Genomic DNA, 20,026 nt, shown 5'->3' on the forward strand with positions numbered 1-20,026 from the left:
AATAGGATTCCCCCATGCCCGTAATGACCATGGTGCAGGCGCTGACCAATGCGCTCGATGTGAAGCTGGCCGACGACCCGTCTGTCCTGTGCTTCGGCGAAGACGTCGGCGTTGAAGGCGGCGTGTTCCGCGTCACCGAACATCTGCAAAAGAAACACGGCGTCAAACGCGTGTTCGACACGCCGCTGGCCGAATCATCCATCGCCGGAGCGTGCATCGGCATGTCCGTGATGGGACTGCGTCCCGTCGCCGAAATGCAGTTCGACGGTTTCGTCTATCCCGCGATGAATCAGATCATCACGCACATCTCCCGCTATCGCTACCGCACGCGCGGCCAGCGCAATATTCCGTGCGTCATCCGCTTCCCCTATGGCGGTGGCGTGAAGGCGCTCGAGTTGCACTCGGAAGCGATGGAAGCGATGTACGCGCACATTCCCGGTTTGAAAGTCGTCATTCCTTCGACGCCCTACGACGCGAAGGGGTTGATGATCTCCGCGATTGAAGACAACGATCCGGTGATCTTCCAGGAACCGAAGCGTCTCTATCGCGCCATGAAGCAGGAAGTGCCGGACGGGCTCTACCGCATTCCCATCGGCAAGGCCAAAGTGGAAAAAGAAGGCCGTGACATGACCGTCGTCTCGTGGGGCGCGATGATGCACGTCTGCCGCAAGGCGCTCGAGTCCATTGAGAAAGATCACATCAACATTGAGTTGATTGATCTGCGCTCCATCTACCCGCTTGATTGGGATACGCTGACGGCCTCGATCAAGAAAACGGGCCGGCTGCTCGTGGTGCAGGAGGGTCCCAAGAGCTTCGGCGTGGCCGCCGAGCTGATCGCGATGGCCAACGAGAAATGCTTCGAGTATCTCGAAGCGCCGCCGATGCGCCTGTGCGGGAACGACACTATTCCACCACTGCCGCGCTCGGAAGATCTGTACTGCCCGACTCCGGAACGCGTGCACTACTACTGCCGCAGGCTCGCGGATTATCAGATGTAAGACGTTTGTTGGTGTTGCGAGCGATGGCATCGTGTCGCAACGTGATCCGGCTTGGTGAAATGGTGGGCCCATGAATTCAAGAGGACATGCCGTCCGGAAAGGTGTCAGTCGTCATGCAGAGACTACCCGTTCTAAGTCGCGAGGCCATTTCCGATGACCTCTTGCGCAACTGGCCGCTAAGCTACTTGCGCGAGATACAGATCGAGTTGGGCAAGCAGTGCAACGTGCGCTGCATTATGTGCTATCAGACCGACTTCAGTCCGGCGACGCGTGCTGCGGAGATTATCTGGAAAGAACGCCTCGCGCCGGCTTACCCGAATGCCGAGACAATCTCGTTTTCGGGCGGTGAGCCGACGATCTTGCCCGGCGCGATCCATCTTCTCAAGACCGTCTTGGATGGTTATCCGCATCTTAAGCTCAATGCCGTTTCGAATGGTATCCAGTTCAAGGGCATTTGGGAAGATGCCTTCTTGAAAATGGGCGGTGAGCTGAATATCAGCTTGAATGCGGTCTCGCCCGACGTCTACGCAAAAGTCGTGCAGTTCGGACGACAGCAGGATGTGATGGCCAACATTGACAGACTCATCGCCCGCCGCGCGTCCGAAGGATCAAACCTCTGGCTTCGCATCAGCATGGTGGTCCTCGACGAAACAGTGCAGGAGCTGGGCGATTTCATTCAATGGGCCGCTGATCACGGCATTGATGAAGTGATGTTTCACACTGACTATCTTAGCGGTATTCGCAGAACGCCGGCTGAGACTGTCCGAAAGCACGTGGCCCACGCTTATGATGTTGCTGATCGAAACCCGCAAGTTCGGATTCAGCTACTTGAGTCATTCGATCGTGTTTTCGCTCTGCAGCACGGACTGGAACCGATTCGCCCCCAAGCAGCGAAGCCGCGTGCAACTCGGCCATGCAATATTCCGTTTGACTACATTGCGATTAACCCCGACGGCTCGGCGTTTCCCTGCTGTAAGTCGTGGTACACGATCGGCAACCTTGTAAAATCGGATTTGCAGACCGTGTGGACGAGCCCGGCCGCATACAAATTCAGGCGACGAATGCTCGGCATGGACTTCGGGAATTGCATGGTGGCCTGTGACATGAACGCGAACCCGGCGCATCCTAAGATCGCGGATGCACGAAAGGCCGTGGCTGTCTTCCGCCGCGAACCAAAATCCGCCGTCAAGAAAGGTCTTCGCCGCTTCGGGTTGACGAGCGCCCAAATTGAATTGCCGGAGGGTGTCAAGCCCAAGGCAACCGCTTAACCGGTCGAGCACTGCGCAGCCGCGCTCGACCGGTGGACTCCACAAGAAAACAAGAACTGAACATAACGCAGGTATACCCATGCCCTTCAATTTTCAATTTCCGGACATCGGCGAAGGAATCCACGAAGGAAAAATCCTGGAATGGTATCACAAAACCGGTGACGAGGTCAAGGAAGGCGAGCCGCTGCTGAAGGTCGAGACCGACAAGGTTGTGACCGATATTCCCGTGCCGCAGACCGGCAAGCTTGTGCAGACGAGCGGCAAGGTGGACGAGATTGTGCACGTTGGTCAGGTGATCGCCGTGATTGTCGGCAAACACGAAGCACAGACTTTCACAACGCCGCCGCCGACCGAGCCGGTGCATGAAAACTACGCGACGGAACATGTTTCGCCGACACTCGCGAAAGAAAAAACCGCTTCCGCAGATGAGGACGGCCTATACGGCGTTGTCGGACAGATTCCCGTCGGAAACGATGTGCTTCCGGCGACAAACGAAGGACGTGACGACTTGGTACTAAACGGCGCGGGCGGGAACAGTCGTGTGACTGCAACACCCGTCGCGCGGAAGATGGCTGCCGAAATGGGCGTGGATATTAACAAAGTGCGCGGTACGGGTCCATCGGGTCGCGTGATGAAAGACGACATCGAAGCCGCTGCGCGCGGCGGCACGGCTGCACCGACGCCGCAAACGAGCGCACCCGTGAGCTATGCTTCGACGGCTGCGCCAGTCGCACCAAAGGTCGTTGCTGCGGCGATAATTCCCGGGGAATTCAGCGGCCCGGTCGAGCTTGAAGACCTGTCGCAATTGCGCCGCACGATTGCTAACCGCATGTCGCAGTCGAAATACACCGCGCCGCACGCCACGTCGCTCGACGAAGTGGAAGTCTCGAAGCTCGTCGCGCTGCGCAATCAGAAGAACAAGGAACTCGAGCGCGAAGGTGTCAAGCTGTCGTATTTGCCGTTTATCATCAAGGCCGTCTGCGTCGCTTTGCGCAAGCACAAGAAGCTCAATGCCACGCTCGACCTCGACCGCAACCGCGTCGTGTACAAGAAGTACTACAACATCGGTTTGGCGGTGGATACGCCCGACGGGTTGGTGGTGCCGGTCATTAAGAACGCCGACCAGAAGGGCATCTTGCAGCTTGCCCGTGAAATCGAAGATCTCTCTAACCGCGCACGGGAACGCAAGCTCGCGCTCGACGAAATCCGCGACGGCACGTTCACGATTACGAACTACGGCAGTCTGAACGGCAACTTCGGTGTGCCCGTCATCAACTATCCCGAAGTCGCGATTCTGGGCACGGGCCGCATTGTGCAGAAGCCCGTCATCGTCAACGACCAAATCGTCAAGGGTTGGGTGCAGCCGCTCAGCCTGTCGTTCGACCACCGTATCGTGGACGGCGGCGACAGCGCGCGCTTTGTCAACGACTTGGTGACGATGCTGGCCGATCCGACGAATATTCTGATGCTCTAAAATTCTGCGGGCGTGACATGATTGTCACGCCCGCTTCATCTAATTCGAAACATATCTCCGGAGGTGCAAGATGAAAGGGACGCTTGCGATTCTCGGAATGCTCGTCGCGGCCTATGCCGCACCGCTCTTTGGCAACGAAGTACCGCTGATTCTGGAAGAGACGATTCAGATGCCGGTGCTACCTAAATGCTGGGATGTTTGTCTCGCGCATGACAACCAACGCATAGTGATAATCGCAGATTCGAGTTCTGACACAATTGCGACTGTTATGGCTTGCAATCCCTCTGATATCTGTCTTTTTGACACAGTCGGAGTCTATCGTGGCGCTCCTGTATCAATACACGGTTTTGTTCACTACACAAGTAGCCCTGCATTAGTGCTGAGCACCGGAATGACCACGAACGATGGAAATGGAAGCGTAGTTGATTCTAGTCGGGTGTTCTGTGTGTCCATACTTGATGGAATTGAAATCGTTCCTGAGCAGGCATTCGTTAGTCCGAGTTCGGGCAGTAACTGGTATTATTATGGCTACAGAGTGACTGCCATAGACCCACTGGATATGGTGTCGTATGGTGCTACCGATCTCTTTGCTGTCATCAAAAGGAGATTTAGCACATATACTTCGGGCCACAACTATGCGTATGGATCAAGTGGCAATCGCCTGAGATTGATCATGAACATATTGGACTCGGACAGTCCGTTTACAGAGTATACTGCTCGGGACATTGACGTCACAAGATGGCCGGCTTTTCCAAATTACTGCCTCTGGTCTGGGAATGACCGGTTTGACTGTAATCCCTACGTGTGTGTCAATTACTGTTACTTTGGCATCAGGAGCATTCTTTCGACTGACAGCGGTTTCACACTTAACGATGCGTGTTCTGAGTTTGAAACTGCATGGGCAAATTCTGACAACTTGCATGTAAGTCGGTTCTGGGGACACGCGGCAATCTACGACATGACCGTAGGTGCTATGGCCACGATTACGTCGTGGAGTTCTAGGGGTACACAGATTATCAAGCCAGTTCCCTGCGATTCGGCAGTTACGACCACGCTCGAAACGCAATACCCCATGATCATACCTGCCTACGTCCTCATTGGCGAATCAAGCGAGCAAGCTTTGGGACTTGTTCAGTCAAGCAGGGCTTTTGATATCATTCGTATTGAAGACGGCTTGATTTGGGGCCAAACCTCCCCACTCGATTCCGGCTACGCCGAGATGAAAATCATCGGCCGCTACCACAACGAAACGCGCCGCTTGGTCGTCCGCTACGGCAGTGAGTTACGCATCTACCGCTTCGGTGAGCCGATTTATACGGATGCCGATGACACGCGGCCCGAACTGCCGCAGGAACTCGCGCTGTCGGCTTATCCCAATCCGTTCAATCCGACGACGATGATTGCGTTTGATTTGCCGAAAGCCGCGCGCGCATCGTTGAGCGTCTATGACCTGAACGGGCGCTGGTGCAAACGCTGTTCGATGAGCCGCGCACTGCAGGGCATAGCGAGATTGCGTTCAATGGCGCGAGCCTGCCCAGCGGTATCTACTTCGCGCGGCTTGTGGCAGGTGATTTTGCGCGGACACAGAAATTGGTGTTGTTGAAGTAACATTCGGGGCATCCGCAGCGGATGCCGCCGCGAATTTAAACGTGACCATTCTCGATTACAACCTAGCCGACACCGAACTGCTGACGCCCGACGACTCCGCCGGGCGTTTCCGGCTTTGGGTGCCGCAGGAGCCGTGCGTGGTCATCGGCAACGGTTCCAAGAGTGAATTGGAACTCAACGCGCAAGAAATAGACGCTAACAAAATCCCCGTCTATAAACGCCGCACGGGCGGCTGCGCGGTCGTGCTGTCGCCCGAGATGTGGTGCCTGTCCTGCGCGCTGTATGGCCGCAAGCAGATTCAGTCGAAGGACTACTTCGTGCTGTTTAACAAGGCGGTCTGCGATGCCTTCGCGCGCGCGGGTGTGCCGGAGCTTGCGCATCGCGGCATTTCGGATATCGCGCTCGGTGAGAAAAAGATCGCGGGCACGGCGCTCTACCGCAACCGCGACATGGTGTTCTACCACGCCGTCTTGAACATCGCGGGCGATATTGATTTGATTTCGCGCTATCTCTTGCAGCCGCCGCGCGAGCCGGACTACCGCGCCGGACGCTCGCACCGCGAGTTTGTTACGTCACTCGCTGAGGCGGGATTCAAGCCGTCGCGGGAGAAGTTTGAAGGCGAGTTTGCGGTGGAGTTTGTGCGGATATTGGAGCTGTTGACAGTTGTGTATTGCTGACCAGCGCGGGCGCTGGACCCAAAATTAAAGGCGCACCCTTGCGAGTGCGCCTTTTGTAATTCGATGCGTCGCGACTTATTTCATCAGCACGAGCTTGGCGACCCGCGATTGCGTCCCGGCGTTCAATCTTGCGAAATAAATGCCGCTCGTCAGTGCCCTGCCATCCAACGTGACGTCATGCGATCCAGCTTCCATTTTTCCGTTCACGAGTTGTTGCGCCAAGCGGCCCTGCACGTCGTAGAGTGCCAGCGATACTTCCTGCGGCGCGGCGAGCGTGAAGCTCAGTGTCGAAGTTGGGTTGAACGGATTGGGGTAGGCGGAAAGCACGAAGGATGACGGATGAACGAGATGTTCATCGGCATCCGTTGTGATATCCAGTTGAAAATGTCCTTGTCCGTCTGTAGCTTCTACCGTGTCCACGCCGTCTGTCGCCCACACACGCCAATAGAAGTCGAAAATCTCGTCGAGCGGCAAGACGGGAAGGTCAATCTGCAAATGCACAAACGTGTCGGTGACCACAGTGTCCGTCGGATATACGGCGCCTGCGAGATAGTTGTGCTCAATGTGGAAGATATAGCTGACGGGATCGTTATCCGAATCACGCGAAGGGGTCCAGTTCAGCGGGAACGGCATTTCAATATCCGGCATGGACTCGTCGAACGGTCGCACGCGTTCGAAAGCGCAGGGCGGAATGTTGCACGTGTCGGCGCTGAAGGCCATTACCAACGCATCGCGCTGATTGCCCGACGCCACACGCCCGCCCGCCGTGACCATCTGCCCGGCCCCTGTCAATACGGCGCGCGCGGCCTCTTCGCCCGTTGAATCGCTGCTCCAGAACAACCCCAGACTATCGCCGCAACCCGAGATGTGCAGCGCGAAAATATCGTTGTTCGTCGTCGTGAAGCGGCCTGCGTGACCCACGATATAGTAGCCGCCATGGCCGTCGGCAAGCAGTGAGTTTCCAACTGCTGAGCCGACCGCGCCAACGTCGAATTGCTGGTGCCATTGCAGGAAGCCAAACTCATCCACGAGCATCCACATCACCTTGTTGTTGGCGTTCCAATCCTGTTGAGCGCCGCACGCAAGATAACCGGCTTCAATTGGTAGAATGCCATGAATCTGAACGCTTGGCGCGAATTCATAAAGCCTGTCCCACAGCACAATACCGCCGCCATTCACCTGCGCCATGCGCCCAGCGCCTGTGGAATCCAAAATAGAGCGTCCACCCAGAATATGGCCGTCGTCCAACGCGGGCACGATGTCATAGCACGTATCTTCATCAGGGTTGCCCATCCGCTGTGACCAGATGCTATCCCCATTGCTATTCACTTTTAGAATCCACCAGTCCGTCCCACCGAACCCGTTCGGCAAAGTGTGCGCGCGCCCGGCGATAACAAAACCGCCAGCGGCCTCCGCAACACACGTGCCCTGATTCGACAACTCGTGCCCGTACTTGCGTGACCACAACGTATCCCCCGCGCTATTCAATCTGACGATCCAATAGTCCTGATCGTTGTCTGTCGTCTTGCGTGCCCAGCCGCCGCATATGTAACCGCCGTCGGATGTTCTCTCGACATCGAGAAATATCTGCTGATTGCTGCCGCTCGAATACGTGCGTGACCAGATTTCCGCACCGGTCGCCGGATCATACATGGCGACCCAACCAAGGCCTGCGGTGATGCCCGTGTGTGATTTGTAGCCTGCCACAACGACATTGCCATCGCTGCCCAATGTAATTCCGCCGCCGTGATCGCTATCCGCCGTGCCGCTGACTTGAGTCCACAGCGAATCCATGCACTCGGCATTTGCCGTCGCCGCTATGGCCAATATGATGATAAGTAGAATGCGCATCGTTGGTGCTCCTGCTGTTTTCAGAAGATAGCACTTCTGGCCGCGGAACGCAACAGTTTTGAGGGCCTCTGAGTTGCAAATCTGAGCAAAAAACCCTATACTTAACAGCTTGGAAAATCCTGTCTTACCCCACCGTAACCTCCGTTGAAACCAACCCTTACCGTCGGCAGCCGGGCCGAGTTCCGCTTCACCGTCGAGTCGCGAATGACCGTCTATTTCGAGGGACGGCCCCTGCACCCGTTTTATTCAACCTATTGGTTGACTTACCACTCCGAATATGTTAGCCGACTGGTGCTGGAACCGCATCTTGACTACGGCGAAGACGGGATCGGAACGGGAGTATTCGTGCGCCACCACAATCCCGCCGGAATCGGGCAGGAGTTGCTGTTCGCTGCGGAATGCACCAAAATGCACGGCAATTATCTGTTCTGCGAGGTCAAGGCCTTTCACGGTGAACGGCTCATCGGCGAAGGCGAAGTGCATCAAGTGGTGCTCTCGAGCGATAAGCTCAAGGAGCTGCACCGCCGCGCCTACTCCGACTGGGGACACGGCGGAGGTGGATGGGGGATTGAGGACCACCTGTGGGAACTCAAGAAATAGCAAATAGAAATTAGAGATTTGAAATAGGAAAGAAGACCGCACCATGATTCACTTTGTTGCATTCTACAAGCATCCTGAAGATGTTGCAGCCTTTGACAAGGCCTACTGGGAGACGCACATTCCGCTGATCAAGAAAGTCCCCGGACTGCAAAACGTTGCCGCGCACAAGTTCTGGCCGGGCAAAGAGGGTCCTGCGCCGTATTACATGATGGCTGTGCTTTCGTTTGCGGATAAGGACGCCTTTAAAGCGGGCATGAAGTCGCCCGAGATGGCCGAAGCGGGCGCGAATTTGATGTCGTTCGCGAAGGGGTTCGTCGAATTTCAAACGACCGAGACGGTGACGGGCGCATGAAAAAAGACTTTCAGGCGCAGAACGCATCGAGCTTCGATTTTCAATTCATCAAGTACGAAAAGCAGGGGGCGCGCGCCACGGTGACGTTCAACCGTCCCGACAAGCTCAATTGCGTGCACTACCCGATGCTGAAGGAACTCTGCGCCGCGTTTGACGACGTCGCGTTTGACGACCGCGTGGCGGTGTTGATTCTCACAGGCGAAGGCGACCGCGCGTTCTGCACGGGCGCGGACTTGCAGGAGCAAATGCAGTTCCTCGACCGGCCACAGGACTACTGGAAATGGATGGGCGCGTTCATTGATGCGCACGACAAGCTGCGCAATCTTGGCAAACCATCGATTGCGCGTTTGAACGGCATCGTGGTCGGCGGCGGCAATGAGTTTAACATCAGCTGCGATCTCGCGATTGCCGCCGATGATATTTACATTCGTCAGGTCGGCGCGGCGCATGGTTCCGTCGCTGCCGCGGGGGCGTCGCAATTTCTGCCGATCATCGTCGGCGACCGCCGCGCACGCGAGATTCTCTTCCTGTGTGAAGAGATTCCCGCCGCCAAGGCGCTCGAATGGGGTTTGGTCAATGAGGTTGTGTCGCGCGCCTTTCTCGATGAAGCCGTGGACACTATGGCCACCAAGATTGAAAACAAACTGCCCGAGTGCGTACGCTACCTGAAGACGCAGCTCAACTACTGGCGCGACGCGTCGTGGTCGCAGACCATCAATCACGCGCGCGACTGGCTGGGCGTTCACTCCAGTTCGCCCGAAGTCCGCGAAGCCGTGTTGGCCTTCAACGAAAAGCGCAAGCCGGACTATAAGAAGATGCGGGAACGGTTGTACAAGGAATCGCAATGAGCACCTTGCATTACCTCAAACTCGAACGCGACGGACACGTCGCCACGGTCTTTCTGCACCGGCCCAAGCAGTTGAACGCGCTGTGCATGGCGCTGATGGATGAGCTCATCACCACGCTCGAAATGCTCGACAATGACGACGAAATTCGTGCCATTGTGCTGACCGGCGACGAGCGCGCGTTTGCGGCGGGCGCGGATATCATGGAAATGGCCGGAGCGAGCGCGAATGACATGCTCGCCCGCGACCAATTCACAAAATGGGACCGCATCCGCAAGCTCAAGAAGCCGCTCATCGCGGCGGTATCGGGCTTCGCGCTCGGCGGCGGCTGCGAGCTGATGATGCACTGCGACATGGTCATCGCGAGCGAAACCGCGCAGTTCGGTCAGCCGGAAATCAAGATCGGCGTCATGCCCGGCGCGGGCGGCACGCAGCGTCTGACGCGCAGCGTCGGCAAGGCACGCGCGATGGAGATGGTGCTGACCGGAAAATTCATCAGCGCTAAACAGGCCGAAGCATGGGGACTCGTCAACCGCGTCGTGCCCGTCGAAGTCTATCTGTCGGAAGCGCAAAAACTCGCGCACGAGATCGCGCAAATGCCGCCCGTCGCCGTGCGCCTCGCCAAAGAAGCCGTCCTGAAAAACTACGACTCCTTCCTCTCCGGCGGCCTCGAATTCGAGCGCAAGAATTTCTATTTACTGTTCGCCACTGAAGACCAAAAAGAGGGCATGCAAGCCTTTATCGAAAAACGCAGCCCGAAGTTCACGGGGAAATAGGGCTGCGTGAAGTTCATCACTGAAGATATGATCATGACCGCTGTAAAGCGGCTCGAAGGAAAGCACGAGTTCTGCACGAGTGACGTATTGGATGTCATTGCGAAAACCAATCCCACAGAGTTCACAAACGAACTTGAAGCATTTGAGAAGAGCCGTGGTAGCGTGGCTGCCGCGATTACGATAGTCTTGAAACGCAAAGCGCAACAAGGCAAAATGGAGCAGATCAGTCAAAGTCTTTGTGACCAATCGCTCTATCCAAACGCACGTTGGCGTACACCTGTACCAGGATTCGACATAGTCAGATAAAACCATGTACACAACCATCCTCTACGAGCGCACGGACTCCGTGCTGAAGATTACGTTGAACCGGCCCGACCGCTTCAACGCGTTCACCGCTGAAATGCATAAGGAACTCGGCGACGCCTTCAAGAATGCCGCCAAGGACGACGCCGTGCGCGCCGTGATGCTCACGGGCGCGGGTAAGGCCTTCTGCAGCGGGCAGGACTTGAAGGAAGTTAAAGACAATCCCAACACGAGCCTCGCCGACCGCTTGCGCTTGAACTACAATCCGAACATCATGCGCATTCGCAATATTGAGAAGCCCGTGATTTGCGCCATCAACGGCGTCGCTGCCGGTGCGGGGATGTCGCTGGCACTCGCCTGCGACCTGCGCATCGCGTCGGATCAGGCTTCCATGCTGCAAGCGTTCGTGAATGTCGGCCTCGTGCCCGACACTGGCTCGACGTGGATGCTCCCGCGACTCTTGGGCTATCACAAAGCCTTCGAGATCTGCTCGACGGGCCGCCCCATAAAAGCCGACGAAGCGCTGCGGTTAAATCTCATAGACGAAATCGTGGAGCACGATAAGCTCGACACGTTCACGATGGAATTAGCGATGAAGTACGCCACCGCGCCGACGAAGGCCATCGGCGCCATCAAACGCGCGTTCAACAAGGCGTCCGGTTCGACGCTCGAAGAGGCGCTCGACTACGAAGCCTATTTGCAGGACATTCTCGGTCACACCGATGACTACAAGGAAGGTGTCGCCGCGTTCAACGAAAAGAGGAAGCCGCAATTCAAAGGTAGGTAAGCAACGGATAGGAGTTGTGTCATGGATACTTATAGACGCTTTGTCAGTGTGATGGTGCTTATGTTCGCCGTTACGACACTTTCGGCCAATGATATTCTGGTCAACAGCTCATGTGATTGGACTGTGAACGGTGAGGGAATTCCGATTTGGACGCAGGCCCTCGGCACAACGTGGACGCCGCGCGCATCCAATCCCGACCCGCAGCACGGCAGTGCCTATTTCTTCGCTGGCGCGACGGCAAACGCCGAACTGCGCCAGGATATTGACCTCAGCAGCGCAGCAGATTCGATTGACGCCGGTGTGCAGAGTGTCATGTTTTACGGCTGGTTTCGGTCATTTAACCAAAGTCCGCGTGATACGGCGTTCGCAATTCTGGAATTCTGGAACAGTGATTTGACGTCCTTGCTGTGGAGCGACTCTACGGCGAAGTATTATCAGCAGGACGCCTGGTTGCAGGACAGCCTCGGCGGTATTGTGCCCGCCGATGCGCGCTGGGTGCGGCTCCGCTTACGCGCAAAGCGCGGCAGCGGCACAAACAACGATGGATATTTCGACAACCTGTCGCTGATCGCCGATCCGCCGATCATTTACGGCCCGCGCGACCTGATGATTCGCTCCGATTCGCTCGATGCGACGCTCTATTGGCGTGGCAGTTGGGATATCTACGACGTCTTTTCCGACACGCTCGACACCGGCGCGTTTGAAACTCTGGAAGGAACGACCAACGACGAAACCTTCCGCGACACGCTCGGCATTGACCGCAACCTAAAATACTACAAAGTCGTCGGCCGTAACGGCGGCGAATGACCATTGCTTCACATAACCCCAGAGATATGTCCGACAAACTCTACTCCAACATCATCAATGGCGAGCACGTTCCCGCACAATCGGAAAAGACGCTGGCGCTGACCAATCCCGCGACCGGCGAGGCCCTCGGTTCGATTCCACTTTCTGACAGCGCCGATATTGATAGGGCGGTGGGCGCCGCACGCAGCGCGCTGACTGGCAAGTGGGGCCGCATGACGGCGTCGCAGCGCACGAAAGTGCTGTTTAAGGCCGCCGAGCTGCTAAGCGCGCGCGCCAAAGAAATCGCCGAACTCGAAGCGCGCAACATGGGCAAGCCCATGATGCACGTCATGGGCGAAGTCAAGCAGGCTGTCGAAGATTTCGAGTACTTCGCGGGCGCTGCGAGTAAAATCGAAGGCCGCGTTCCGCCCGTACACCCGGTGTTCTTTGGCTACACACTGCGCGAACCCGTCGGAGTCGTGGGCGCAATCACGCCGTGGAATTATCCGATCATGCTCGAGTCGTGGAAAGTGGCACCCGCGCTCGCGGCAGGCTGCGCCGTCGTCCTAAAGCCATCGGAAATTGCTCCGCTCAGTGCGAATATACTCGTGGAGATTCTGCATGAGGCCGGTTGTCCCGAAGGCACGATTAACCTCGTACACGGATTGGGTGAAAGCGCGGGCGCGGCGCTTGTCAAGCATTCCGGTGTGAACAAAATCTCCTTCACTGGCGGCACGGACACGGGACGTGCAATCATGAGAGAATGCGCCAACGACATGAAGCGTGTCATGCTCGAACTCGGCGGGAAGTCGCCGGCCATTGTGTGCGAAGACGCCAACCTGAATGACGCGGTGCTATCGAGCGTGTACACGATCTTCTACGGCGCTGGGCAATCGTGCGATGCGCGTTCGCGTATCTATGTTCACGAGAAGCTCTACGACGCCTTCCTCGAGAAATTCGTCGCAGCCACCAAGGCGCTCGTCGTGGGCGATCCGCTTGACAAAGCTACGCACATCGGTTCACTTGCGCACGCTTCGCGTCTGCCGGTGATGCAGAAATTCATCGAGGCCGCGAAACAGGGTGGAGGCAAGATACTGTGTGGCGGCGTGCAATTGAAAGGTGGAATCTACGACAAGGGCTGTTTCTTCGCGCCGACGGTAATTGCTGATTTGCCCGAGGATAATCTGTGCGTGCAAGAAGAAATTTTCGGACCAATTGTCGTAATCGGCAAGTTTGCAAATGACGACGAAGCGCTGACAAAAGCCAACGGAGTGAAGTACGGCTTGTGCGCGACGCTCTACACCGAATCGATGCCGCGCGCGCAGAAGTTCATTCGCGGTTTGCACTCGGGCATCGTGACTCTGAATACGCCCGCCACGGCGCTGCCCGGTCTGCCGTTTGGCGGTTACAAGCAATCCGGTGTAGGCCGCGAAATGGCCATGGAAACGCTTGACGGGTACCTTGAATCAAAAACAGTGCTCGCGGGCGTAACCGGAAAGCCGATTAATCCGTTTGGCCTGACGCTGTCGTAAACTGAAAGAGACATTATGAAATATTTGATCATTGGAGCAACCGGCAATACAGGCAAGGCCGCAGCTGAAGAGCTGTTGAAACAGAAGCTCGCTGTGCGTGTGATGGGGCGCAGCGCGGATAAGCTCGCGGCGCTGGCCGCGCACGGTGCCGAAGTATTTGTCGGAGATGTAACAGATGCCAAAGCGGTCAAGGGCGCATTCACCGGAATTGACGCAGCATACGTGATGATTCCGCCGAACTTAGGGGCGTCCGACTTTCGTAAGTATCAAGATGAAGTCACCGATTGCATGTGCGATGCAGTGGCGACGAGCGGCACCAAGTACATCGTTTCGCTCAGCAGCGTCGGCGCGAATCACGCCAGCGGAGTAGGACCAATTGCCGGCTTGCATTACATGGAGCAGCAATTGGACGGTATCCCTGATCTAAACACGCTGCATCTGCGCGCCGGATTCTTCATGGAGAATCTCTTCGGTTCGCTGGGCATGATCAAGAAGATGAGCGTCTATGGCGCGGCTTGTCCGGCATCTTCGCCTTGGCCGCTGATTGCAACGCAGGACATTGGCCACTATGCGGCGCGCCGACTCAGCGCTCTCAATTTCAGCGGCAAGAACCAGCAGTATCTTGTCGGACAACGCGACATTCCGGGCAGCGAAGTGGCGCTGATCTTGGGCCAGGCGCTGGGTGTTGCCCCGTTGCCGTATGTAGAGTTTAAGTACGAAGAGATGAAGCAAGGGATGATCGGTGCAGGCCTGCCGGAGGCGGCCGCTGACCTGTTCATCGAGCTGTATCAGGGTTTCAATAACGGCTTGCTTGACTACCATCGCGATACGGAAAGCACGACGCCGACGAAGTTAGAAGACTTCGCGGCGCAAGTCTTGAAACCGACCTACGACGCGATGTAAGAACTCTTGTTTCTAAAACGAAGCGGGCCGCCTGTCGAGGGCGGCCCGCTTTGCGTTTGTGACGTTGTGCTTACGGAGCCGTTCGCGCGCTCATTTGCAGAATAACTTCTTCAAGCAGCTTGACACGGGCTTCAAGTGTTTCGTTTCTGTTCGCCAATTCCTGCACTGCCGCGAACAACACGCCGTCGGCGTCCACGGTTGTAATCGTCGTTTCATTCTCTCCGACGCCGAAAGCCGCGTGAAAATCCTGCGCCATCGGGCCGATGTGGCGGATGGCGTCGTCCTGCGTCTTGTAGTTCCAGCGCGATATGTCGAGGGCCGCGACCTTGCCGAGAATGTCACACGTACTTACGGCTTCAAAGTTCTCTTTGACATTGCGGTCCGACAACGCCGACCACGTGCCGCTGCCCGCGGCCAATGACGCACCGATATTAGTTGCACTCACGTCGGTGTAAAAGCGGACCCCACCCGGCGCGCGCGCCGTGAAGGTGTTGGTGCCAAATGACTGTGTCGTGTCGCCACCTGCACTGAAAACGAAGCTGTTGCTATTGGTCGCGCGTGCATAGCGGCCGGCAGCGAACGCATACTGCCCAGCAGCTTCGTTGTGATACCCGCCGGGGATCGCTGCCCACGTTTGGGAGGCGAAGTTTGAGTCACCGCCGGCGATTGTCGCATATGCTGCTGTTGCACTGTTATCGACGCCGCCACCAACAGTCGCTTGATTTGCTCCTGCGGTGTTGCGGACGCCGCCGGCTACAGTCGAACGACTCGCCGAAGAGATGTTCGAATCGCCGCCTCCGATTACTGCTATGATTCCTGAACAGACGTTTTTTCTGCCACCACCGATAAATGAACTGTTGCCCGTCGCCGAATTGGAGTCGGCTTCCACTCCCGAGCCGCCGCCGGCGATAGCAGCACCTATTCCGCGTGCTTTGTTGTAGAACCCTCCAGACACCGATGCTCCACGACCCGTAACCTCATTCGAAGAGCCTCCGGAAATCACACCAAAAGCGTCTGTTACAGCATTAGCGGTACCACCCGAAATGGTTGCCGCTGAATCACTTGTTGCATTGTTTGAGCCTCCGGCTACCACGGAGCTGAGCCCGTTTGCAATGTTGCTATTTCCGCCTCCAATAAACGCACCTCTACCTTGTGCGGAATTCGAGTCCGATTCAAAAACACCACCACCGCCGGAAATGACGGAGAAGTCTCCCCGCGCGTGATTACTCGCGCCGCCGCCAATAGAGGCGCATGTTCCGCTAGTACGATGCCCGTAGCCTCCTGAGATTACGGAATAATTTCCGACTGCACTATTGTGTATGCCTCCGCCAACGAACGTTGAAAGGCCATGTGCGGAATTTGAGTCCGCCGCTGTGATCCCGCCACCGCCGGCAATGACGGATAAGGTTCCTCGGGCATGATTGTATTCCCCGCCGCCAACGGTCGCGTAGTCTCCTGACGCAAGGTTAGTGATGCCGCCCGCGACGGTCGATCCGAATCCGGAAGCAAGGTTGCGGGATCCGCCTGCTACGGTCGAGTAGGTTGAAGCTGCCCGGTTTCTTGATCCGCCGCTGACCACCGAGTAGTTGCCAGCTGCTGAGTTCGAGTCCGCGGCGGTTGCGCCGCCTCCACCACCCACAAAGGCATAATCACCGCGTGAACAATTGTAGCGTCCAGCCACAATAGTTGAATACATACCGCTAGTGTTGTTGGACTCTCCTGCGATAATGGTGTTCGACGTGCCGTCGGTAGCATTGCGAACGCCGCCACCTATGAAGCTGTTGTCGCTGTTCACACGGTTGCTCTTACCACCAACGATGCACGAGTAGGAACCCGCTGTTCGAAGGCTGTCGCCAACACCAATGAAGTTGACACTTCCATCCGCTGAGTTGAATGACCCGTTGGCGATGGTTGAATGTCGTCCATTGACAAGATTGCTCTTGCCGCCCAGGATGGATGATGAGTCTCCGACCGTGTGATTGCCTTCTCCGAACAGAATAGTGTTTGAAGTGCCGTCGGCGATGTTGTTTTGCCCACTGCCTATGAAGGACCCATCTCCGACGGCACGGTTATGCCGTCCGCCAACAGTCGAATAGGCGCCAAGTACCGTATTCGAATCCCCGTGTGCCAGGCTCCATTGACCTGTGCGAGTGTGACTACGACCAACAGAGATGTCGCCTTGCACTTCGCCCCCGCTCGCGCCATCCACCGTCCCCACGCGGTACGCGTGTGCCACGGATGTGACCTGCTGGCGCGGAGTCATCTCGGTATTATTGCCAACCGTAATTCCCAACCAGCGGTTGACTGCAAACGAGTCCGGCAGCACAGTCACGGAACCTAACAGCACGTTGAACAGTCCATCCGTAACGGGAACTGCCGCATGCGCTTCCGTCCACGACGCGGTCCCGCCACTCGACGTGCCATAGAGATTGAACGTCATGGCGACCGTTGTGTCCAGCGGTGCGCCGGTCGTAGAGGTGAGTTGTCCCTGATAATTTATCAGCTGCGGAATAGCCAAGGCATTTGAAACTGCAATCATGCAAAGCAAAATGTACTTCATGGTTCCTTATGGGTTGTTCACAATGACAATGTAATACTGCTGCGTCGCCAGTCCGGCCAGCACGCCTGCGTCCGTGTAGAACGTGTCCGTTACAGTCGCGATGAAATTGCCGGGGCCGGGTATGAAGTCATTCGTCGAAGCGCGATGGATGGAGTAGTTTCCCGCTCCCGCTCGAGTTTCCCAGTAGAGCCGGGCATCCGGCGTCGCTTCCTTGATCACGAGACGCTGGATAGGTGATAGCGGCGAGACTTGCAGAAGCGGCGCGAGAAATCCCGCGTAGAGAGTGAAGTTCGCACTCGACTGAACACCGACTGGCGTCGGCTGACCGAAGGCCGACACAAGATTGAAGTTCTCCGAACTCGCAGTTCCACCGCCCGCGTCAACGACGCTCTTAGTCAGTGTAAAATTCTCACTCTGCGATTGCGCCCACAACAGGGCCGGGAAAATGAGGAGTATCAGTGCTTTGTTCATCGTTGGCGTCCTATTGACTATTCGAGTTATGTTCGTTTCCAAATTGCAGGATGATCTGCTCAAGCTGCTTAACACGCGCTTCAAGGTCGCCGATCAACTTGTCTTTCTGCGCATTCTGCTTGGCCAATTCCTGCGTCGCCGCGAACAGCACGCCGTCGGCGTCAATGGTCGAAATCGTGACGTTGTCATCGCCGAGCCCAAAAGCCGCGTGCAGATCCTGGGCCATCGGACCCATGTGCAGCGGACCGCCGGGCTGATGCTTATAGCGCCACGTATCAACATTCATCGTCGCGAGCTTGTCCAAAACTCCGCGTGTGTCGACGCGCCGGCGATCCATCTTCATCGTGGAATCCGACAGCACACTCCAGGCCGTTGCACCTGCGGTCAACTGAGCGCCAACCGCCCCGGTGGTCGTGAAGAAGCGGAAGCCGTTTGGCGCACGCATCGTTACCGAGTTGGCGGCGCTTGATGCTGTCGCCGTGGAACCGCTGCTCCACACGAATGATTGAGCGTGACTGGCTGTGGCGCTGTAGCCCGTGGCAAGTGACTGGTTGCCGCTCGCCGTGTTGTTGTAACCGCCAGGCACGCAGGCGTCTGTTCCGGACGTAACGTTGCTGAATCCCGCGCCAATGAATGAATATGGGCCATCGGCCAGGTTCGTGGCGCCGCCCGCAATGCTCGAGTAATTGCCGGTGATTCCGTTGCGCAACCCTGCTCCGATAAATGAAGCTAATCCCGTCACGTAATTCGAGTCCACATCACTCCCGTTCCCGCCGCCTGCAATCGCTGAGTACTCGCCGTTCGCGTGGTTCCATGAACCGCCGCCGACGAACGAGCGCAGGCCCTGTGCGCGGTTGCGAAAACCGCTTACGAGGCCGGCATTGTCGCCGGCAAAACCGTAGCTGCCCGCGACAATACCACCGCCGTTCACGGCGCCGTTGAAATATCCGCCGCCCACGAACGTATTGCTTCCCGTGGCGTCGTTCTCCTCACCGCCGCCGACAAAGCTGTTAAACCCGTCGGCCGTGTTGTCATCGCCGCAAATCACCGCGCACTTTTCACCGTTGGCCGCATTCTCATAGCCGACCACTACGCCGGAATAGTCGCCGCCCACATTGTTCCACTGTCCAGCACCGAGGAGCGATTTGTTGGCGGTGCTGACGATAGAATTATCATAACCGCCGACAATCGTGCAATAGGTTCCATCGTTCTGGTTATCGTAACCACTCACGACGCTGGCGTATGCGGCCCGCGCGTCGTTGTAAACGCCCGTACCTACAAACGACATCAACGCTGTCGCGTTGCAAGCCTGACCGTTGAGGACTGTCGAGTACTCGCCGGTGGTCGTATTGCCGCCGTCGCCGCTTAGGCCTTCGTTCCCGCCGTTCCCTATAAATGAAAAGGCGCCGCTCGCTCTATTCTTTGCGCCGTTTCCGATGAAGGCGTGTTTGCCTGAAGCCGAGTTGGAATCGCCAAGTGCAGGACCGCCGCCGTTTGCGATGAACGAATAGTCGCCGCGCGCAAAGTTGTGAAAACCGTTGACAACCGCAGCATGCGTATCCGCCGCGACATTCGCGTTGCCGCCGGAAATTGATGAAAACTGGCTCGATGCCGAATTATCATAGCCGCCATTGACGACGCTGTAACCACCGGTGGCATCATTGCCGCTGCCGCCAACTACCGCTGAATAGCTGCCTGATGCTGTATTACCGTCGCCAAGCAAACCGCCGCCGCCGCCGGCCACGACCGAGAAATCGCCCGGGGCCTGGTTGTAACGGCCGTGCACGTTAGCTGCAATTCCGCTGTTTGTGTTGAATTCGCCGACATTCAGTTTGCCGCTGATCGTGCCGCCGCTGGCACCGTCCACGGTGCCGACGCGGTAGGCGTGCGACACGGCCGTGAACTTCTGGCGCGGCGCCATCTCCGTGTCGCTGCCGACGGTTATGCCGATCCAACGATCGCCGCTGAATAGATCGGGAAGCCCGGCCGCATGGCCCAGCCGAACGTTGAACAGACCATCGGTCACCACAACAAATGGAAAGACCTCCGACCATAACGATGTGCCACCCGAGTTGACGTCATAAATGCGGAACGTCACAAACACGACCGTGTCAAGGGGCGTGCCCGCCGCCGAGTTTAACTGCCCCTGGAAGTTGATTTCCTGCGGAATGGCATAGGCCAAAGCGGCAGTTAGTAACAGACTGAGAAGAATGGATTTCATGCGTGACTCTCTTG

The 20,026-nt window shown here is 56.9% G+C and carries 18 protein-coding genes; 14 read left to right on the forward strand and 4 right to left on the reverse strand.

The annotated features are described in order from the left end of the window. Window positions 1-14: 14 nt before the first annotated feature. From IPH10_00105 to IPH10_00125, 5 genes are all read left to right on the forward strand, one after another. A complete protein-coding gene (locus tag IPH10_00105) occupies window positions 15-998 on the forward strand; it encodes an alpha-ketoacid dehydrogenase subunit beta (GenBank protein ID MBK6909330.1) in 984 nt (327 codons plus the stop codon). Between the two features lie 113 nt (window positions 999-1,111). Beyond that, window positions 1,112-2,266, forward strand: coding sequence for an SPASM domain-containing protein (locus IPH10_00110; GenBank protein MBK6909331.1), 1,155 nt, complete (start codon window positions 1,112-1,114; stop codon window positions 2,264-2,266). Between the two features lie 79 nt (window positions 2,267-2,345). After that, on the forward strand, window positions 2,346-3,740 hold the full coding sequence (locus IPH10_00115; GenBank protein MBK6909332.1) for a 2-oxo acid dehydrogenase subunit E2: 1,395 nt from the start codon (window positions 2,346-2,348) through the stop codon (window positions 3,738-3,740). Between the two features lie 70 nt (window positions 3,741-3,810). Further along, window positions 3,811-5,343: a hypothetical protein gene (locus tag IPH10_00120; protein MBK6909333.1), complete on the forward strand. Its 1,533-nt coding sequence runs from the start codon at window positions 3,811-3,813 to the stop codon at window positions 5,341-5,343. 46 nt (window positions 5,344-5,389) lie between these two features. After that, a complete protein-coding gene (locus tag IPH10_00125) occupies window positions 5,390-6,025 on the forward strand; it encodes a hypothetical protein (GenBank protein ID MBK6909334.1) in 636 nt (211 codons plus the stop codon). A 75-nt stretch (window positions 6,026-6,100) separates the two neighbouring features. Here the strand turns inward: IPH10_00125 and IPH10_00130 are convergent, their stop codons facing one another. After that, window positions 6,101-7,876 (reverse strand): T9SS type A sorting domain-containing protein, encoded by a 1,776-nt coding sequence (locus IPH10_00130; GenBank protein ID MBK6909335.1) that lies wholly within the window; start codon window positions 7,874-7,876, stop codon window positions 6,101-6,103. 144 nt (window positions 7,877-8,020) lie between these two features. Between IPH10_00130 and IPH10_00135 the strand changes: the two genes are divergently transcribed. Genes IPH10_00135 through IPH10_00175 form a run of 9 tightly spaced genes read left to right on the forward strand, consistent with a single transcriptional unit; the run spans window position 8,021 to window position 14,760 of the window. Further along, window positions 8,021-8,476: a hypothetical protein gene (locus tag IPH10_00135; protein MBK6909336.1), complete on the forward strand. Its 456-nt coding sequence runs from the start codon at window positions 8,021-8,023 to the stop codon at window positions 8,474-8,476. A 43-nt stretch (window positions 8,477-8,519) separates the two neighbouring features. Next, window positions 8,520-8,828, forward strand: coding sequence for an EthD family reductase (locus tag IPH10_00140; GenBank protein MBK6909337.1), 309 nt, complete (start codon window positions 8,520-8,522; stop codon window positions 8,826-8,828). Next, entirely contained in the window at window positions 8,825-9,676 is an 852-nt protein-coding gene (locus IPH10_00145) for an enoyl-CoA hydratase/isomerase family protein (protein ID MBK6909338.1), read from the forward strand. Before IPH10_00140 ends, IPH10_00145 begins: the two co-directional genes overlap by 4 nt. Further along, a complete protein-coding gene (locus IPH10_00150) occupies window positions 9,673-10,449 on the forward strand; it encodes an enoyl-CoA hydratase/isomerase family protein (protein MBK6909339.1) in 777 nt (258 codons plus the stop codon). The genes IPH10_00145 and IPH10_00150 overlap by 4 nt, the downstream gene beginning before the upstream one ends. A 6-nt stretch (window positions 10,450-10,455) precedes the next feature. Further along, window positions 10,456-10,755 carry a hypothetical protein gene (locus tag IPH10_00155; GenBank protein ID MBK6909340.1) on the forward strand — a complete coding sequence of 100 codons (300 nt, stop codon included), beginning with the start codon at window positions 10,456-10,458 and terminating at the stop codon, window positions 10,753-10,755. Between the two features lie 4 nt (window positions 10,756-10,759). After that, window positions 10,760-11,539 (forward strand): enoyl-CoA hydratase/isomerase family protein, encoded by a 780-nt coding sequence (locus IPH10_00160; protein MBK6909341.1) that lies wholly within the window; start codon window positions 10,760-10,762, stop codon window positions 11,537-11,539. Window positions 11,540-11,560: 21 nt separating this feature from the next. Then, window positions 11,561-12,346, forward strand: coding sequence for a hypothetical protein (locus tag IPH10_00165; GenBank protein MBK6909342.1), 786 nt, complete (start codon window positions 11,561-11,563; stop codon window positions 12,344-12,346). A 26-nt stretch (window positions 12,347-12,372) separates the two neighbouring features. Next, window positions 12,373-13,857, forward strand: a complete 1,485-nt coding sequence (locus IPH10_00170; protein MBK6909343.1) for an aldehyde dehydrogenase — start codon at window positions 12,373-12,375, stop codon at window positions 13,855-13,857. 15 nt (window positions 13,858-13,872) lie between these two features. Then, window positions 13,873-14,760, forward strand: coding sequence for an NAD(P)H-binding protein (locus IPH10_00175; GenBank protein MBK6909344.1), 888 nt, complete (start codon window positions 13,873-13,875; stop codon window positions 14,758-14,760). Window positions 14,761-14,830: 70 nt separating this feature from the next. On the opposite strand, the gene IPH10_00180 is transcribed toward IPH10_00175, so the two are convergent. Genes IPH10_00180 through IPH10_00190 form a run of 3 tightly spaced genes read right to left on the reverse strand, consistent with a single transcriptional unit; the run spans window position 14,831 to window position 20,012 of the window. After that, window positions 14,831-17,320 carry a tail fiber domain-containing protein gene (locus IPH10_00180; GenBank protein ID MBK6909345.1) on the reverse strand — a complete coding sequence of 830 codons (2,490 nt, stop codon included), beginning with the start codon at window positions 17,318-17,320 and terminating at the stop codon, window positions 14,831-14,833. 6 nt (window positions 17,321-17,326) lie between these two features. After that, on the reverse strand, window positions 17,327-17,791 hold the full coding sequence (locus IPH10_00185; protein MBK6909346.1) for a hypothetical protein: 465 nt from the start codon (window positions 17,789-17,791) through the stop codon (window positions 17,327-17,329). Between the two features lie 10 nt (window positions 17,792-17,801). After that, window positions 17,802-20,012: a tail fiber domain-containing protein gene (locus tag IPH10_00190; GenBank protein MBK6909347.1), complete on the reverse strand. Its 2,211-nt coding sequence runs from the start codon at window positions 20,010-20,012 to the stop codon at window positions 17,802-17,804. Window positions 20,013-20,026 lie beyond the last annotated feature (14 nt).

The sequence above is a fragment of the bacterium genome, assembly GCA_016702305.1.
In the GTDB taxonomy this organism is placed as follows: Bacteria; Electryoneota; RPQS01; order RPQS01; family RPQS01; genus JABWCQ01.

What these genes read in the sequence shown, in the direction of transcription:
- IPH10_00175 (MBK6909344.1), top strand. Translation starts at nt 13,873, where the DNA reads ATGAAATATTTGATCATTGGAGCAACCGGCAATACAGGCAAGGCCGCA.
- IPH10_00110 (MBK6909331.1), top strand. Translation starts at nt 1,112, where the DNA reads ATGCAGAGACTACCCGTTCTAAGTCGCGAGGCCATTTCCGATGACCTC.
- IPH10_00120 (MBK6909333.1), top strand. Translation starts at nt 3,811, where the DNA reads ATGAAAGGGACGCTTGCGATTCTCGGAATGCTCGTCGCGGCCTATGCC.
- IPH10_00165 (MBK6909342.1), top strand. Translation starts at nt 11,561, where the DNA reads ATGGATACTTATAGACGCTTTGTCAGTGTGATGGTGCTTATGTTCGCC.
- IPH10_00170 (MBK6909343.1), top strand. Translation starts at nt 12,373, where the DNA reads ATGTCCGACAAACTCTACTCCAACATCATCAATGGCGAGCACGTTCCC.
- IPH10_00140 (MBK6909337.1), top strand. Translation starts at nt 8,520, where the DNA reads ATGATTCACTTTGTTGCATTCTACAAGCATCCTGAAGATGTTGCAGCC.
- IPH10_00145 (MBK6909338.1), top strand. Translation starts at nt 8,825, where the DNA reads ATGAAAAAAGACTTTCAGGCGCAGAACGCATCGAGCTTCGATTTTCAA.
- IPH10_00190 (MBK6909347.1), bottom strand. Translation starts at nt 20,012, where the DNA reads ATGAAATCCATTCTTCTCAGTCTGTTACTAACTGCCGCTTTGGCCTAT.
- IPH10_00185 (MBK6909346.1), bottom strand. Translation starts at nt 17,791, where the DNA reads ATGAACAAAGCACTGATACTCCTCATTTTCCCGGCCCTGTTGTGGGCG.
- IPH10_00130 (MBK6909335.1), bottom strand. Translation starts at nt 7,876, where the DNA reads ATGCGCATTCTACTTATCATCATATTGGCCATAGCGGCGACGGCAAAT.
- IPH10_00180 (MBK6909345.1), bottom strand. Translation starts at nt 17,320, where the DNA reads ATGAAGTACATTTTGCTTTGCATGATTGCAGTTTCAAATGCCTTGGCT.
- IPH10_00105 (MBK6909330.1), top strand. Translation starts at nt 15, where the DNA reads ATGCCCGTAATGACCATGGTGCAGGCGCTGACCAATGCGCTCGATGTG.
- IPH10_00150 (MBK6909339.1), top strand. Translation starts at nt 9,673, where the DNA reads ATGAGCACCTTGCATTACCTCAAACTCGAACGCGACGGACACGTCGCC.
- IPH10_00160 (MBK6909341.1), top strand. Translation starts at nt 10,760, where the DNA reads ATGTACACAACCATCCTCTACGAGCGCACGGACTCCGTGCTGAAGATT.
- IPH10_00115 (MBK6909332.1), top strand. Translation starts at nt 2,346, where the DNA reads ATGCCCTTCAATTTTCAATTTCCGGACATCGGCGAAGGAATCCACGAA.